At 71.5% G+C, this 14,841-nt stretch carries 15 protein-coding genes; 4 read left to right on the plus strand and 11 right to left on the minus strand.

The features are described 5' to 3' along the window. Positions 1 to 5: 5 nt before the first annotated feature. Together ABZ490_RS21580 and ABZ490_RS21585 are read right to left on the minus strand one after the other, a co-directional pair. Entirely contained in the window at positions 6 to 1,940 is a 1,935-nt protein-coding gene (locus tag ABZ490_RS21580) for an AMP-binding protein (RefSeq protein WP_358992325.1), read from the minus strand. A 235-nt stretch (positions 1,941 to 2,175) separates the two neighbouring features. After that, positions 2,176 to 3,534: an acetyl-CoA C-acetyltransferase gene (locus ABZ490_RS21585; protein ID WP_358992327.1), complete on the minus strand. Its 1,359-nt coding sequence runs from the start codon at positions 3,532 to 3,534 to the stop codon at positions 2,176 to 2,178. A gap of 102 nt (positions 3,535 to 3,636) precedes the next feature. Between ABZ490_RS21585 and ABZ490_RS21590 the strand changes: the two genes are divergently transcribed. From ABZ490_RS21590 to ABZ490_RS21600, 3 genes are all read left to right on the plus strand, one after another. After that, the gene (locus ABZ490_RS21590; RefSeq protein ID WP_358992521.1) at positions 3,637 to 4,941 is read left to right on the plus strand and encodes a 3-oxoacyl-ACP reductase; all 1,305 of its coding nucleotides are present in this window, start codon (positions 3,637 to 3,639) and stop codon (positions 4,939 to 4,941) included. Continuing rightward, on the plus strand, positions 4,941 to 5,813 hold the full coding sequence (locus tag ABZ490_RS21595) for a MaoC/PaaZ C-terminal domain-containing protein (RefSeq protein WP_358992329.1): 873 nt from the start codon (positions 4,941 to 4,943) through the stop codon (positions 5,811 to 5,813). The genes ABZ490_RS21590 and ABZ490_RS21595 overlap by 1 nt, the downstream gene beginning before the upstream one ends. Positions 5,814 to 6,018: 205 nt before the next feature. Beyond that, the gene (locus tag ABZ490_RS21600; protein ID WP_358992331.1) at positions 6,019 to 7,314 is read left to right on the plus strand and encodes a DUF6716 putative glycosyltransferase; all 1,296 of its coding nucleotides are present in this window, start codon (positions 6,019 to 6,021) and stop codon (positions 7,312 to 7,314) included. A 22-nt stretch (positions 7,315 to 7,336) separates the two neighbouring features. On the opposite strand, the gene ABZ490_RS21605 is transcribed toward ABZ490_RS21600, so the two are convergent. From ABZ490_RS21605 to ABZ490_RS21645, 9 genes are all read right to left on the minus strand, one after another. After that, complete coding sequence (locus ABZ490_RS21605) at positions 7,337 to 7,690, minus strand: hypothetical protein (protein ID WP_358992333.1); 354 nt, start codon at positions 7,688 to 7,690, stop codon at positions 7,337 to 7,339. Positions 7,691 to 7,760: 70 nt separating this feature from the next. Next, on the minus strand, positions 7,761 to 8,426 hold the full coding sequence (locus tag ABZ490_RS21610; RefSeq protein ID WP_358992335.1) for a TetR/AcrR family transcriptional regulator: 666 nt from the start codon (positions 8,424 to 8,426) through the stop codon (positions 7,761 to 7,763). Positions 8,427 to 8,463: 37 nt separating this feature from the next. After that, complete coding sequence (locus ABZ490_RS21615) at positions 8,464 to 8,787, minus strand: DUF4229 domain-containing protein (RefSeq protein WP_358992337.1); 324 nt, start codon at positions 8,785 to 8,787, stop codon at positions 8,464 to 8,466. A gap of 92 nt (positions 8,788 to 8,879) precedes the next feature. Beyond that, positions 8,880 to 9,404, minus strand: a complete 525-nt coding sequence (locus ABZ490_RS21620; protein ID WP_358992339.1) for a GNAT family N-acetyltransferase — start codon at positions 9,402 to 9,404, stop codon at positions 8,880 to 8,882. A gap of 57 nt (positions 9,405 to 9,461) precedes the next feature. Further along, complete coding sequence (gene mqnE, locus ABZ490_RS21625; protein WP_358992341.1) at positions 9,462 to 10,625, minus strand: aminofutalosine synthase MqnE; 1,164 nt, start codon at positions 10,623 to 10,625, stop codon at positions 9,462 to 9,464. Between the two features lie 62 nt (positions 10,626 to 10,687). After that, the gene (locus ABZ490_RS21630; RefSeq protein WP_358992343.1) at positions 10,688 to 11,143 is read right to left on the minus strand and encodes an Lrp/AsnC family transcriptional regulator; all 456 of its coding nucleotides are present in this window, start codon (positions 11,141 to 11,143) and stop codon (positions 10,688 to 10,690) included. Positions 11,144 to 11,211: 68 nt separating this feature from the next. Beyond that, positions 11,212 to 11,868 (minus strand): UbiX family flavin prenyltransferase, encoded by a 657-nt coding sequence (locus ABZ490_RS21635; RefSeq protein WP_358992345.1) that lies wholly within the window; start codon positions 11,866 to 11,868, stop codon positions 11,212 to 11,214. A gap of 66 nt (positions 11,869 to 11,934) precedes the next feature. Next, the gene (gene mqnP, locus ABZ490_RS21640) at positions 11,935 to 12,837 is read right to left on the minus strand and encodes a menaquinone biosynthesis prenyltransferase MqnP (protein ID WP_358992347.1); all 903 of its coding nucleotides are present in this window, start codon (positions 12,835 to 12,837) and stop codon (positions 11,935 to 11,937) included. Continuing rightward, positions 12,834 to 14,291 carry a menaquinone biosynthesis decarboxylase gene (locus ABZ490_RS21645; protein WP_358992349.1) on the minus strand — a complete coding sequence of 486 codons (1,458 nt, stop codon included), beginning with the start codon at positions 14,289 to 14,291 and terminating at the stop codon, positions 12,834 to 12,836. The genes mqnP and ABZ490_RS21645 overlap by 4 nt, the downstream gene beginning before the upstream one ends. Positions 14,292 to 14,378: 87 nt before the next feature. Between ABZ490_RS21645 and ABZ490_RS21650 the strand changes: the two genes are divergently transcribed. After that, entirely contained in the window at positions 14,379 to 14,765 is a 387-nt protein-coding gene (locus ABZ490_RS21650; RefSeq protein ID WP_358992351.1) for a PLD nuclease N-terminal domain-containing protein, read from the plus strand. Positions 14,766 to 14,841 lie beyond the last annotated feature (76 nt).

Here is a 14,841-nt window from a genome sequence, read left to right on the forward strand (position 1 = left end):
ACCCCCTACGACTGCGCGTACAGGCCTTCCACCTCTTCCGAGAAGTCGCGCAGGATCGTCTCGCGGCGGAGTTTCATCGAGGGGGTGAGGTGGCCCGCCGTCTCGGTGAAGTCCACCGGGAGGACGGTGAAGCGGCGGATGGACTCCGGGCGGGAGACCAGCTTGTTGGCCTCGTCGATCGCGCGCTGGAGGACGGCGTACAACTCCTCGTCGCCGAGCAGCAGTTCCACCGGCACCGGGTGCTTGCCGTTCATGTTGCGCCAGTGGGTGAGGCCGTCGGGGTCGAGGGTCAGGAGGGCGGAGACATAGGGGCGGTCGTCGCCGAGGACCAGGGCCTGGGAGATCAGGGGGTGGGAGCGGAGCCAGTTCTCCAGGGGCGCGGGGGCCACGCTCTTGCCGCCCGCCGTGATGATCATTTCCTTCTTGCGGCCGGTGATGGTCAGGTAGCCCTCGTCGTCCAGTTCGCCCAGGTCGCCCGTCGGGAGCCAGCCGTCGGGGGCGGCGGGGACGACTCCGCCCGCCGCCGGGTCCCAGTAGCCGCGCAGGACGTGGTCGCCGGCGATGAGGATCTCGCCGTCGGCGGCGATCCGGATCTTCGTGCCGGGCAGCGGCCAGCCGACCGTGCCCAGGCGGGGTTTCAGGGGCGGGGTGACCGTGGACGCGCCGGTCGTCTCCGTGAGGCCGTACCCCTCGTAGATCTCGATGCCCGCGCCCAGGTAGAAGGAGGAGAGCCGGCGGCCCAGCGGGGAGCCGCCGCAGATGGCGTGCCGGACCCGGCCGCCCATCGCGTTGCGGATACGGCGGTAGACCAGCGGGTCGTAGAAGGTGCGGGCGGCCCGGAGGGTGGCGCCGGGGCCGGAGCCGGTGCCGGTCTTCTGGGCCTCGACGGCCTCGCCGTAGCGGCGGGCCACCGAGACGGCCCGGTCGAAGGTGGTGAGGCGGCCGCCCGCCTCGGCCTTCGCCCGGGCCGTGTTGAAGACCTTCTCCAGCATGTAGGGGATGGAGAGCAGACAGGTGGGTCTGAAGGCGGCCAGGTCCGGGAGGAGCTCGTCGGCCTTGAGGCTGGGGGCGTGGCCGAGGCGGACCCGGGCCCGGATGCAGGCGATCGCCACCATCCGGCCGAAGACATGGGACATGGGCAGGAAGAGGAGGACGGAGACGTCCTCGCCCCGCGAGTCTCCCTTCGACTTGAAGACCGGGTAGAGGAGTTCGATCGCGTTGTCGACCTCGGCGAAGAAGTTGCCGTGGGTGAGCGCGCAGCCCTTGGGGCGGCCGGTGGTGCCGGAGGTGTAGATGAGGGTGGCGAGGGTGTCGGGGCCCAGCACCCCGCGCCGTACCGCCACTTCGCCGTCGGGGACGTAGACGCCGGCCTCGGCCAGCCGGTCGACGTGGCCCTTCTCCATCACCCACATGTGCTGGAGGTCGGGCAGCCGGTCGCGCTCGGGGCCGAGGGCGGCGGCCTGGCCGAGGGTCTCGGTGACCAGGGCGACCGCGCCGGAGTCCTGGAGGATCCAGCGGGTCTGGAAGATCGAGGAGGTGGGGTAGATGGGGACGGTGACCAGGCCGGCCGCCCAGGCGGCGAAGTCGAGCAGCGTCCACTCGTACGTCGTACGGGCCATGATGGCGATGCGGTCGCCCGGCATCAGCCCCTCCGCGATCAGCCCCTTGGCCACCGCGTGCACCTGGGCGGCGAAGTCCTCCGCCGTGATGTCGGTCCAGGTGCCGGTGTCGTCCGGTTCCTTGCGGCTGAGGACCACCGTCTGCGGGGCGGCGGCGGCGTTGTCGTAGGGCAGGTCGGCGAGGGAGCCGTGGGTGACCGGCTGGGCGAACGCCGGTACGGCGGCCTCGCGTACATGACCGTCCAGCCGGCGCGTCTCGGGTTCCACGAGTGCGGGGGGAGCGTCGGCGAAGTCGGTCGAGGTGGCGTAGGGCGTGGACACGGGCGGCTCCCTTGGCGTGCAGCGCGAAAGAACTGCTTGCTGCAAAGACGTACGTGCCTCGGGTATGGAGGCGTTCACCGGGATGGCCCCGAAGAAAGGGGTTACCGACGGTTAGGTAGGGGATCGTACGGCGTTGGCGTGGGGGGCTTGTGCGTGTTCGGGGATGATCCGGGGTCAGGGCTGTGCAATCTCGGGGGTTAGGTGACAGGAGCTCAGGTTCAGCCCTGACCGCTGGTCAGGGGCGTTCCAGTACCGCCGTCACCCCTTGGCCGCCCGCCGCGCAGATCGAGATCAGTCCGCGTCCGGGGGCACCCCGTTCGGCGAGCAGTTTCGCGAGGGTCGCGACGATCCGGGCGCCGGTGGCGGCGAAGGGGTGGCCGGTGGCCAGGGAGGAGCCGTTGACGTTGAGCTTGTCGCGGTCCACCGGGGCCAGGCCCTGCTTCTCCCAGGCGGCGAGCGTGGCCAGCACCTGGGAGGCGAACGCCTCGTGGACCTCCACCAGGTCGAAGTCCTCGATGCCGAGACCGGCCCGCTCCAGCATCCGCGGTACGGCGTAGGCGGGGGCCATCAGCAGCCCGTCCTCGCCCTTGCCGACATCGCCGTGGACGAAGTCGACGGCCGCCGTCTCGTACACCGTGAGGTAGGCGAGCGGTTCCAGGCCCCGGACCTCGGCCCACTCCTCGGAGGCGAGCAGGACGACGGCGGCGCCGTCGGTGAGGGGGGTCGAATTGCCCGCCGTCATGGTGGGGTTCGGTCCGTCGGTGCCGAACACCGGCTTCAGCTTCGCGAGTTGCTCCACCGTGGAGTCCGGGCGCAGATTCTGATCGCGGGTCAGGTCGCGGAAGGGGACGACCAGGTCGCCGAAGAAGCCCCGTTCGTAGGCGGCGGCAAGGCGCTGGTGGCTGGTGGCCGCCAGTTCGTCCTGGGCCTCGCGCTCGATGCCCCAGGCGCGGGCGGTGACCGCCGCGTGCTCGCCCATGGACAGGCCGGTGCGCGGTTCGGCGTTGCGCGGGATGTCGGGGACCAGGTGGGAGGGGCGGATCCGGGCGAGGGCCTTGAGGCGGCCGGCCGTCGTCCTGGCCCGGCGGGCCTGGAGCAGGATGCGGCGGAGTGCGTCGTTGACGCCGAGCGGGGCGTCGCTCGCGGTGTCGGCGCCGCCCGCGACCGCGGACTCGGTCTGGCCGAGGGCGATCTTGTTGGCGGCGGCGATGACGGCCTGGAGGCCGGTGCCGCAGGCCTGCTGGATGTCGTAGGCGGGGGTGCGCGGGTCGAGCCGGGAGCCGAGGACGGTCTCGCGGGTGAGGTTGAAGTCGCGGCTGTGCTTGAGGACGGCACCGGCGACGACCTCGCCGACGACCCCGGGCACGTCGAGCCCGTAGCGGGTGGCCAGGCCGTTGACCGCCGCCGTGAGCATCTCCTGGTTGGAGGCGGTGGCGTAGGCGCCGTCGGAACGGGCGAAGGGGGTCCGGCTGCCGCCGATCACCGCGACGCGGCGGGCACGCGGGGGTTCGAAGGCGGGTTTCCGCGCGCCTCTCAGGTAGGTCACCTTCGACGGCTCCGAGGTACTCGCCCGCGACGGCTCCGAGGTACTCATCTCGACCTGCTCCTCACCCTTGACCTAGACTTACCCCGGGTAACCTTACTCCGGAGTAAGCAGCTTTTTCAGTCAGCCGAGCCCGTGGGAGACGAGACGAACATGGCCGACCGCTATCTGAGTTTCACCGCCACCGCACCCGGCCGCTTCCTCACCCGACGGCTCGGGCTTCCGCAGCCGGCGGCGCTCAGGCGCTGGTCCCCCGAACATCCGTTCCTCACAGGCAACTTGCATCACCTTACGGCCGGAACGTCCGCCCTCGATCTCACTCCGGTCCTCGCCCGCACCGGTCTCCCCCTCGGCACCGGCGACCCCGCCGCCGTCGTCCTGGACGCGACCGGGGTCCGGGACGTCGACACCCTCGCCGAGGTCCACGAGGCCCTGCACCCGGTGGTCCGCTCGGTCGCGGCGAGCGGCCGGATCGTGGTCCTCGGCTCCCCCCTCGACGCCGACGACGACCACCACCGGGCGGCCGTGCAGCAGGCCCTGGAGGGGTTCACCCGCTCCCTCGGCAAGGAGATCGGCCGCGGCCGGACCGTGAACCTCGTCCGCCTCACGGACGCGGCCGCCGCCGAGTCCACCCTGCGCTTCCTGCTCTCCCCCAAGTCGGCCTATGTCAGCGGGCAGGTCATCGAGGTGGGGGCCGGGCAGCCGACCGCCCAGGGCTTCCCGGACCGTCCCCTCGCCGGGCGGGTCGCCCTGGTCACGGGCGGCGCGCGCGGCATCGGCGAGGCCGTCGCCGAGACCCTCGCCCGGGACGGCGCCGAGGTCGTCGTCCTCGACGTCCCGCAGGCCGAGCAGGACGCGCGGCGGGTCGCCGAACGGCTCGGCGGCCGGGCCCTCGCCCTCGACATCACGGCCGCCGACGCGGGCGAGCGGATCGCCGCCGAACTCCCGGACGGACTCGACCTGCTGATCCACAACGCGGGCGTCACCCGTGACCGCCGACTGGTCAACATGCCCGCCGAGCGCTGGAGTTCGGTCCTCGACGTCAACCTCGCGAGCGTGCTGCGCACCACGGACGCGCTGCTCGCCAAGGGCACCCTCCGCACGGGCGGGCGGATCGTGGCGACCGCCTCCATCGCCGGGCTCGCGGGCAACGCCGGGCAGACGAACTACGGCGCGAGCAAGGCGGGCGTGGCCGGGCTGGTCCGCGCCCTCGCCCCGCGCGCGCTCGCCGAGCACGGGGTGACGGTGAACGCGGTCGCGCCCGGCTTCATCGAGACGAAGATGACGGCCGCGGTGCCGCTGTTCATCCGGGAGGCGGGGCGCCGGATGAACTCCCTCGCGCAAGGAGGGCTGCCCGCCGACGTCGCCGAGACCACCGCCTGGCTCGCGCACCCGGCGTCCGGCGCGGTCAACGGACAGGTCGTACGGGTGTGCGGCCAGAGCCTGCTGGGGGCGTGATGACAGCGGTCACGACCACCCTCTCCTCCTCCCCCGCGCTCGTCCCGGTGCTGGCCCGCGGGGCCCTGCGCTCCCCGTTCAAGCGGCCGCAGCCCGGGGTGGACTTCACCGGCGCCCGGCTGGTCCTGCCCGGACTGCGGGTCGACCTGACCCGGCTGGCGGCCTACGAGCGGGTGTGCGGCTTCCCCACCGGCGAGGACGCCCTGCCGCTCACCTACCCGCATGTGCTGGGCTTCCCGCTGGCCATGAGCCTGATGAGCGGCCGGGACTTCCCGCTCCCGCTGCTCGGGCTCGTCCACACCTCGATCGACATCACCCGCTACCGGCCGCTCGCCGCCGCCGGGACGTACGAACTCGCCGTGCACGTCGACCGGTTGGCGCCGCACCGGCGCGGCACGGAGGCGTTCGTGGTGACGCGGCTGCGGGAGGGGGACGCCGTCGCCTGGGAGTCGACGAGCACGTATCTGGCCCGGCACCGCACCGGGCGTGAGCCGTCACCGCCGTCGGCCCCGTCGGAGCCCGGGGCCTCCGCTCCCCTGCCCCTCCTCGACGAGTGGCGGCTCGCCGCCGACGTCGGCCGGCGCTACGGGGCCGCCTCCGGCGACCGCAACCCCATCCACCTCCACCCGCTCACCGCCCGGCTCTTCGGCTTCCCCCGCGCCATCGCCCACGGCATGTGGACCGTCGCCCGCTGCCTCGCCGCCCACGGCACCCCGCCGGCCGTACGGACCCGGGCGGAGTTCCGGGCGCCGGTGCTGCTGCCGGGGACGGTGGCGTTCGCCTCGGACGGCATACGGTTCGAGCTGCGCGGGACGGGGGAGGCGGCGGCGCGGCTCCATGTGAGCGGACGGGTGGACCGGCTCACGTTCTGAACGGACGGGTGAACTCCGGCGGAACAGCTGCTGTCGCCTCCCCTTCGCCGGTGATCAACTCCCCCCGCGCGGAAGGGTGTTGCGGAAACACTCACAGACGGCACCCAGCACTCCCAGCGGACGTCCAGCAACTCCTCACCCCGCCCTCAGGTGATCTTCCTAGCCTCGGCGCACCCCGCGCACCCCCGCCAGGAAGGCCCCACCCATGACCGTCACCTCTCCCAGACGCATCGCCGTCGTCGCGGACTCGGACACCCGGTGGAAGTGGGGTGCGTCGGTGGCCCGGGAGCTGGCCCCCTCCCACGCCCTCGACGCCGTGTTCCTGCGCGGCCGGTCCACCCCGACCGAGCGGCAGCTCGCGGAGGTCGGGATCGTGCCGGACCGGCGGCGCGAGATCGCCACGGCCGAGCTGGTCGACGACGGGGAACTGGCCGCCGCCGACGTGGTCGTGCTGGCGGTGGCGGGCGGTACGGTCCTGGCGCTCACGCATGCGCTGGGCCTGGCCTGGGAGGGACGCGAGCGGCGGCCGGTGACCGTCAGCGGATATGTCGGGGTCGTCTACGAGAAGCTGGTCGACGGGCTGCTGACCCGTGCGGGCACGGACATCGTGCTCGCCAACTCCGCCTACGACGCGGGCCGGTTCGCCCGCGCCTTCGACTCCGTCGGGGTGGACCCGGGCTCGGTGGTGGAGTGCGCGCTGCCGTTCCTCGGGGGCGCACCGCACCGGCCGTCCCGGGAGCGGCCGTTCACGCTCACCTTCGCCGTGCAGCCGTCGGTGCCCAGGGACCGTGCGGCGCGGCTGCATCTGCTCGGCCGGGCCGCGGCGCACGCCCGGCGCCATCCGGAGCGGGAGGTGCTGATCAAGCTGCGCAGTCTGCCCGGCGAGCAGACCACCCATGTCGAGGCCGACCCCTATCAGCTGCTCGTCGAGGAGCTGGCCGAGCGGGCCCCCGCCAACCTCAGGCTGGTCCACGGCAACATGGCCGAGGTCCTCGACCGCACCGACCTGCTGGTGACGGTCAGCTCCACGGCGGCCCTGGAGTCCATGCACCGGGGCATCCCGACCGCGATCCTCACCGACCTCGGGGTCCGCGAGGCCCACGGCAACCACTACTTCCTGCACTCGGGCTGCCTCGCGTCCTGGGACGACCTCGACGCGGGGGCGCTGCCGCGGCCGCTGCCGGCGTGGGCAGCCGAGCAGGGCATCGGCAAGTCCGACCCGTACGCGGCGGCCCGTGACCGCCTGGCCCATCTGTGCTCCGGCACCGACCTGCCGCCGCTGCGGCCCTACTACACCCCGAGTTCGGCAGGCCCGTACCTTCTCCCGATCCTCGAACGCCACGGCCTCGACGCCCACGGCCGCCCGCTGCCGTCCGGGTCCGCCGGCCAGGGACGGGCGGGCCGGACCGTGCGCCGGGTGGCGGGCCGAGGCGCCCGCAAGCTCTACCGCTTGGGCCACCAGCGGGTGGCCCCGGCGCTGCGGAGGTGGGGGGCGGCCTGAGCGGCCCCCCGGCCGGGCGGGGTCAGGGGCGGTGGACCGAGACTCCGCCGACCAGGCCCCAGGCGTCGATGCGGACGGTGGGGCCGTCCGGCTCGGTGGGGCCCGTGTCGCGGACGCCGCCGAGGCGCAGGCCCCGGACCTCGACCCGGACGTCGGGGCGGACCTTGAGGGAGACGCCGCCGATCAGGCTCAGCTTGGTGATCCGCAATTCGGCGCCGTCCGGGATCTCCACGTCCGTCAGGTCGATGTCGGCTCCGCCGACGAGGGAGACGGTGAGGGTGCGCTCGTGCAGGGTGGCGCCGTCGAGCCGGTGACCGCCGATGAGGCTGATCTTGATGTCGGTCTTCTGCGTCTGGTCCGCGCTGGGCTTCGTCATGGGAAGAACGGTAGGAGCGGCGGGCGGGGGCGGCCCAGTGCCGGAAGTCCTGCGTCCCGCATGACAACTGTCATGTGGGGGACACGTCGTCGGCGGCGGGGGGCGGGGACCAGGACCGGCCCTGGGTCAGGTCGCCCAGCCCGGCCCACGCGAAGTTCATCAGGGTGGCCGCCGCCTGCCGGGCCGTGACGCCCTCGGTGGCGTTGGCCCAGACGGCGAGCGACTCGGCCGCGCCGACCAGCGCCTCGGCGAGCCCGGCGACCTCCCGCTCGGGAAGGTCGGGGTCACGGTGTGCCTCGCGGGCCCCCACGGCTATGAGGTGGGTGACGAAGGCGACGATCTCCTCGCGCATCGCGGCGGCCTCGGCGGCGAAGGTCTCACCGTGGGTGCGGGCCTGGAGGTGCACGACGGACCAGGCGTGCGGATGGGCGGCGGTGTGCACGAAGAACGCCAGCAGACCGTCCCAGAGCCGGCGGTCGGCGGGCAGATCGGTGCGGACGCCCAAGCGCACCGCGTCCACCAGCGCCCTCGCCTCACGGCGGATACAGGCGGTGAAGAGGTCTTCCTTGGAGTTCAGGTACAGGTACACCAACGGCTTCGAGACGCCCGCCAGTTCGGCGATCTCGTCCATGGACGCGGCCATGTACCCCCGCTGCCCGAAGATCTCCACGGCGGCGTCCAGCATCTGCTGTTCACGGACCGCGCGTGGCATCCGTTTGGTCTTCACGGCACCCATGGGGCCAGCCTAGTTGGACCGGGCCGAGTGAACTCCGTCAGGAGGGCTGACTCTGGGCCCGGGGCTGAGCCTGGGCCCCTGCCTCGGCCGCGTCGACCGCCTCGTCCTCCTGGGTGCGGTTGGCCTCCAGGTTGGCCTTCATCCGGTCCACCCGCTGCACGACGTGCACCGAGGCGCGGTCGCGCTCCTTGCGCAGGACGACGAAGCTGATGGGGGCGGAGACGACCAGCGCGAGCAGGACGATCCACATGCCGTTGGAGTCGCCGAGGCCGCGCGGCAGGACACCGAAGTAGACCAGACCCCCGACGGCCAGGAGACAGCCGGCGAAGACGCCGAGGCGCATCAGCGTGTAGCGGAGCATCTCAATCCACTCTTCCTTCTCCGACTTCTCCAAAAGGACCGTCGTCCAGTGAAGCACGCCGGGGTCCCGATCTTGCACGGGGGTGCGGGCGGTCAGCCGAGCGGCAGCAGCAGGGTGATGTCGTCGCGGTCGTCACCGGGGCCGACGCGGATGGCGCCGGGGACCCGGCCGACCTCCTTGTAGCCGCACGAGCCGTAGAACCGCTCCAGACCGAGTCCGCCCCGGCAGGTGAGCCGTATCGCGTCGACGCCCTCGAAGCCGCGCGCCGCGTCCGCGGCGGCCGCCAGCAGGTCGCGGCCGTAGCCCCTGCCCTGGTGGCGGGGGTGGACCATCACCGTGTAGAGCCACACCCAGTGGGTCATCAGCCGGTGCGTGTTGAAGGCGAAGAACGCGGTCGCGGCCACCTCGCCGGTCCCGTCGCGGCCGACGAGCAGCCGGTGGCGCCCCTCGGCCATGGCCACGAGGTGCTTCACCAGCTCCGGCCGCACCTCCTCGCGCCGCACCGGCGGCACGAACCCGACGGCCCCGCCGGCGTTGGACACGTCGGTCCACAGGTCGAGCACCCCGTCGCGCAGGGCGGGGTCGACGGCCGGGTCCAGGGTGAAGGTAAGGGGCATGAGGGCAGGGTATCCATTACCCCGCCCTCGCCTCAACGGCATCGGCCTGTCGGCGCCTCAGACCCGCATCGGCTGCGGCGACTCCCGGCGCAGCGGGTCCGGGCCGTCGTACTCGCGGATGATCTCGTAGCGCGTGTTCCGCTCCACCGGGCGGAAGCCAGCGTCGCGGATCAGGTCGAGGAGGTCCTCACGGGTCAGCTTGTTGGGGGTGCCGTAGTTGTCGGCGTCGTGGGTGATCTTGTACTCGACGACCGAGCCGTCCATGTCGTCCGCGCCGTGCTGGAGCGCGAGCTGCGCGGTCTGGACGCCGTGCATGACCCAGAACACCTTGACGTGCGGGACGTTGTCGAAGAGGAGGCGGGAGACCGCGAAGGTCTTCAGGGCCTCGGCGCCCGTCGCCATCTGCGTCCGCGCCTGGAGGCGGTTGCGCACCTTGCCGTCCTTCATGTCCACGAAGTCGTGCTGGTAGCGCAGCGGGATGAAGACCTGGAAACCGTTCGTCTCGTCCTGGAGCTCACGCAGGCGCAGCACGTGGTCCACGCGGTGGCGGGGCTCCTCGATGTGGCCGTACAGCATGGTGCACGGCGTCTTGAGGCCCTTCTCGTGCGCCAGGCGGTGGATCCGCGACCAGTCCTCCCAGTGGGTGCGGTGGTCCACGATGTGCTGCCGGACCTCCCAGTCGAAGATCTCCGCGCCGCCGCCGGTCAGCGACTCCAGGCCCGCGTCGATCAGCTCGTCGAGGATCTCGGAGGCGGACAGGCCGCTGATCGTCTCGAAGTGGTGGATCTCGGTGGCCGTGAAGGCCTTCAGGGAGACGTCCGGCAGGGCCGCCTTCAGCTCCCGCAGCGAGCGCGGGTAGTAGCGCCACGGCAGGTTCGGGTGCAGGCCGTTGACGATGTGGAGCTCGGTGAGGTGCTCGCTCTCCATCGCCTTGGCGAGCTTCACCGCCTCCTCGATGCGCATCGTGTACGCGTCCTTCTCGCCCGGCTTGCGCTGGAAGGAGCAGTAGGCGCAGGAGGCGGTGCACACGTTGGTCATGTTGAGGTGCCGGTTGACGTTGAAGTGCACCACGTCGCCGTTCTTGCGGGTGCGCACCTCGTGGGCGAGGCCGCCGAGCCACGCCAGGTCGTCCGACTCGTACAGCGCGATGCCGTCCTCACGGGTCAGCCGCTCACCGGCCCTGACCTTCTCCTCCAGCTCGCGCTTGAGCCCGACGTCCATGCCCACACCTTTCCCGCGACAACCACTGACGACAACGACTGACCAACCGTACGCCTACAGATCTAGACCTCTTCCGGAAGCTCCCCGACCCGGTTCTCCCACTTCGTGGAGAGCACGATGGTGGTACGGGTCCGGGAGACCCCCTTGGTCCCCGACAGCCGCCGGATGATCTTCTCCAGCCCGTCCACGTCGTTCGCCCGCACCTTGAGCATGAACGAGTCGTCGCCGGCGATGAACCAGCAGTCCTCGATCTCGCCGAAGTCCCGCAGCCGCAGCGCCACGTCCTCGTGGTCGGCGGCGTCGGAGAGGGAGATGCCGATGAGGGCGGTGACGCCGAGGCCGAGCTGGGCGGCGTTCACCGTGGCGCGATAGCCGGTGATGACACCGGCCGCCTCCAGCCGGTTGATGCGGTCGGTGACGCTGGGTCCCGACAGGCCGACGAGGCGCCCCAGTTCCGCGTAGGAGGCCCGGCCGTTCTCCCGCAGGGCCTGGATGAGCTGCCTGTCCACCGCGTCCATGCGAATCGAAGCCTTCCGATCAAAGTTCCTGAAGAGATGAGAGGTACTGCGACGTACTGAGATGACGCTCAGGTGTCCCCGGTTCCGGACCCGCCGCCCAGTTCGCCCTCCCAGCGGCGGTAGAGCCCGTGCGCGGCCCCCGCCGCGTCGAGCACCCGCCCGGCGACGAAGTCGACCAGGTCCTGGATGTGGGTGGCGCCCGCGTAGAAGGCGGGCGAGGCCGGCACCACCGAGGCGCCCAGGTCGTCCAGGGTCACCAGATGGCGCAGGGTCTGCCCGTTCAGCGGGGTCTCCCGTACGGCGACGACGAGCGTCCGGCGTTCCTTGAGCGTGACGGAGGCGGCCCGCTGGAGCAGGTCCTTGGACAGCCCGAGCGCGACGCCGGCGACACAGGCGGTCGAGGCCGGGACGATGATCATCCCTTTCGCGGGATACGACCCCGAGGACGGCCCGGCGGCCAGGTCCCCGGCGGCCCAGTACCGCACCGCGCTGACGTCGGCCTCGAAGGTGCCCGGCTTGCCGTCGGCCCCCCGCCCGAGCCATTCCCGCAGGTCGTCCTGCCAGTGCGCGTCCCGGAAGGAGATCCCGGTCTCGTCGAGCAGCGTGAGCCGCGAGGCCCGGCTGACCACCAGGTCCACGCTCTCGCCCCCGGCGAGCAGCGCCCGCAGCACCGCGGCGGCATACGGCGTACCGGACGCCCCGGACACCCCCACGATCCAAGGCACGCGCTGCGTTTCTCCTGCGTTCACACCTTGAGCGTACCGGTGGGCAGGAGGGTCTTCAGGACGGGACTACACCGTGAGCCCGCGCACCAGGAGATCGGCCAGCGCACAGACGAACAGGCTGATCCCGATGAAACCGTTCGTCGAGAAGAACGCCCTGTTCAGACGGGACAGGTCATGGGGGCGCACGAGGGTGTGCTCGTAGACGAAGGCTCCGGCGACGATCACCAGTCCGAGCCAGAAGAAGGCGCCGGCGCCGGTGGCGAGGGCGTACCAGACGAACAGGGCCGTGGTGACGGCGTGGCAGACGCGGGCGCCCCAGATCGCCGCGGGGATGCCGAAGCGGGCCGGGACCGACATGACGCCGATCTCGCGGTCGGTGTCGACGTCCTGGCAGGCGTAGATCAGGTCGAAGCCGCCGATCCAGACGCCGACGGCGAGACCGAGGACGACCGCGTCCCAGGACCACTCGCCGGTGATGGCCAGCCAGCCGCCGACCGGCCCCATCGCCTGGGCGAGCCCCAGGATGGCCTGCGGGAAGTTGGTGAAGCGTTTCCCGTAGGGGTAGACGACCATCGGGATCACCGCGACCGGTGCCAGGGCGAGGCAGAGCGGGTTCAGCATCGCCGCCGAGCCGAGGAAGACGGCCACCGCGATCAGCGCGCCGGTCCAGGCGTGCTTCACCGACATCGCGCCGGTGACCAGTTCACGGTGGGCCGTGCGCGGGTTCCGGGCGTCGATCTCGCGGTCGATGATCCGGTTGACGGCCATGGCGAAGGTGCGCAGACCGACCATGCAGATCGTCACCAGGAGCAGCCGGCCCCAGTGGATGTTCCCGTCGAGCTGGAACATCGCCGTGAGCGCGGCGATGTAGGCGAAGGGCAGCGCGAAGACCGAGTGCTCGATCATCACCAGCCGCAGGAAGGCCTTGGTGCGTCCCGGCTGCGGGAGCGCTGCGGAGGCGGAGCTCACAGGCCGTACTCCTTCCAGCGGCGGTCGACCTTCGCCGCCGTGTCGGGGTCGGGCAGGACCATGTCCGGCCAGCCCCCGTCGCGCGTGTAGCCCTCCTCGGGCCACTTCTTCGTCGCGTCGATGCCCGCCTTGCCGCCCCAGAACTGCTGGTAGGAGGCGTGGTCGAGATGGTCGACGGGGCCTTCGACGATGCTCAGGTCGCGGGCGTAGTCCGTGTTGCCGAGGGCCCGCCAGGCGACCTCGTGCAGATCGTGGACGTCGCAGTCGGAGTCGACGACGACGATCAGCTTGGTCAGGGACATCATGTGGGCGCCCCAGATGGCGTGCATGACCTTCTGCGCGTGCTTGGGGTACTTCTTGTCGATCGACACGATCGCGCAGTTGTGGAAGCCGCCCGCCTCGGGGAGGTGGTAGTCCACGATGTCCGGGACGATGATCTTCAGCAGTGGCAGGAAGAAGCGCTCCGTGGCCTTCCCCAGCGGGCCGTCCTCCGTCGGGGGGCGGCCGACGACGATCGACTGGAGCAGCGGGCGATGGCGCGTCGTCAGACAGTCGATCTTCAGCGCGGGGAACGGCTCCTGCGGGGTGTAGAAGCCGGTGTGGTCGCCGAAGGGGCCCTCGGGCAGCATCTCGCCCGGCTCCAGCCAGCCCTCCAGCACGACCTCCGCCTGCGCCGGCACCTGCAACGGCACCGTCTTGCAGTCGACCATCTCGATCCGCTTGCCCGCGAGGAACCCGGCGAAGAGGTACTCGTCGATGTCGCCGGGGAGCGGCGCGGTGGAGGCGTAGCTGACGGCCGGGGGACAGCCGAAGGCGATCGCGACCGGGAGACGCTCGCCCCGCCGCGCCGCGACCTGGTAGTGGTTGCGGCTGTCCTTGTGGATCTGCCAGTGCATGCCGATGGTGCGCTTGTCGTGGCGCTGGAGGCGGTAGAGCCCGAGGTTGCGGATCCCGGACTCCGGGTCCTTGGTGTGGGTGAGGCCGAGGTTGAAGAAGGAGCCGCCGTCCTGCGGCCAGGTGAAGAGGGCGGGAAGCAGGTCCAGGTCGACCTCGTCGCCCTCCAGGACGATGTCGTGCACGGGCGCGTCCACCGACTTGACCTTCTTCGGCGGTACGTGGGTCATCGCGCCGAGCTTCCCGAACGCCTCGCGCACGCCCACGAACCCGTGCGGCAGTTCGGGCCGCAGCAGTCCGCCGATCTTGTCGCTGATCTCGCCGTACGACTTCAGCCCGAGCGCCTTGAGCAGCCGCCGGTCTGTGCCGAAGACGTTCATCGCGAGGGGCATCGACGCGCCCTTCACGTTCTCGAAGAGGAGTGCGGGACCGCCGGACTTCTGGACGCGGTCGACGATCTCCCCGACCTCCAGATACGGATCGACCTCGGCCTTCACGCGCTTGAGGTCGCCTTCCCGCTCCAGTGCCCTGAGCAGGGAACGAAGATCGTCGTAAGCCATGTGTCCCAGTATCGGCCACCCGCTACCCTGACCCCGTCACCGGGGCCGCCCCGCGCCCCTCGCCACCTCCTGGGAGAATCCGCCGCCATGCTCAGGTATCTGCCGTTCCTGCTGGTCCTGGCGTTGTGGATCTATGCGTTCATCGACTGCCTGAACACGCCCGAGAACGAGGTCCGGGGACTGCCGAAGGTGGTGTGGGTGCTGATCATCCTGCTCTTCGGCGAGGTGCTGGTCGGTCCGGTGGCCTGGCTGGTGGCGGGCAAGGTGCGACACGGCGGCGGCCGGCCCGGCGAGACGGCCGGTCCGCGCCGGGAGTGGGTGGCGCCCGACGACAACCCCGAGTTCCTCAAGTCCCTGAAGGACGATCAGGCCAAGCAGGACGAGAAGCTCCTGAAGGACTGGGAGGAGGACCTGCGCCGCCGCGAGGAGGAACTCAAGCGGCGCGAGACGGGCGAGGAGCCCAAGGAGGGCTGAGCGGCGGGCCGTACCGGGCCGGGAGCCCTACAGGTTGTACGCCGGTGAGGCTCCCGAAGCGGACAATGCGCCTCTG

This window comes from Streptomyces sp. NPDC005811, assembly GCF_040630405.1.
Classification (GTDB): Bacteria; Actinomycetota; Actinomycetes; order Streptomycetales; family Streptomycetaceae; genus Streptomyces.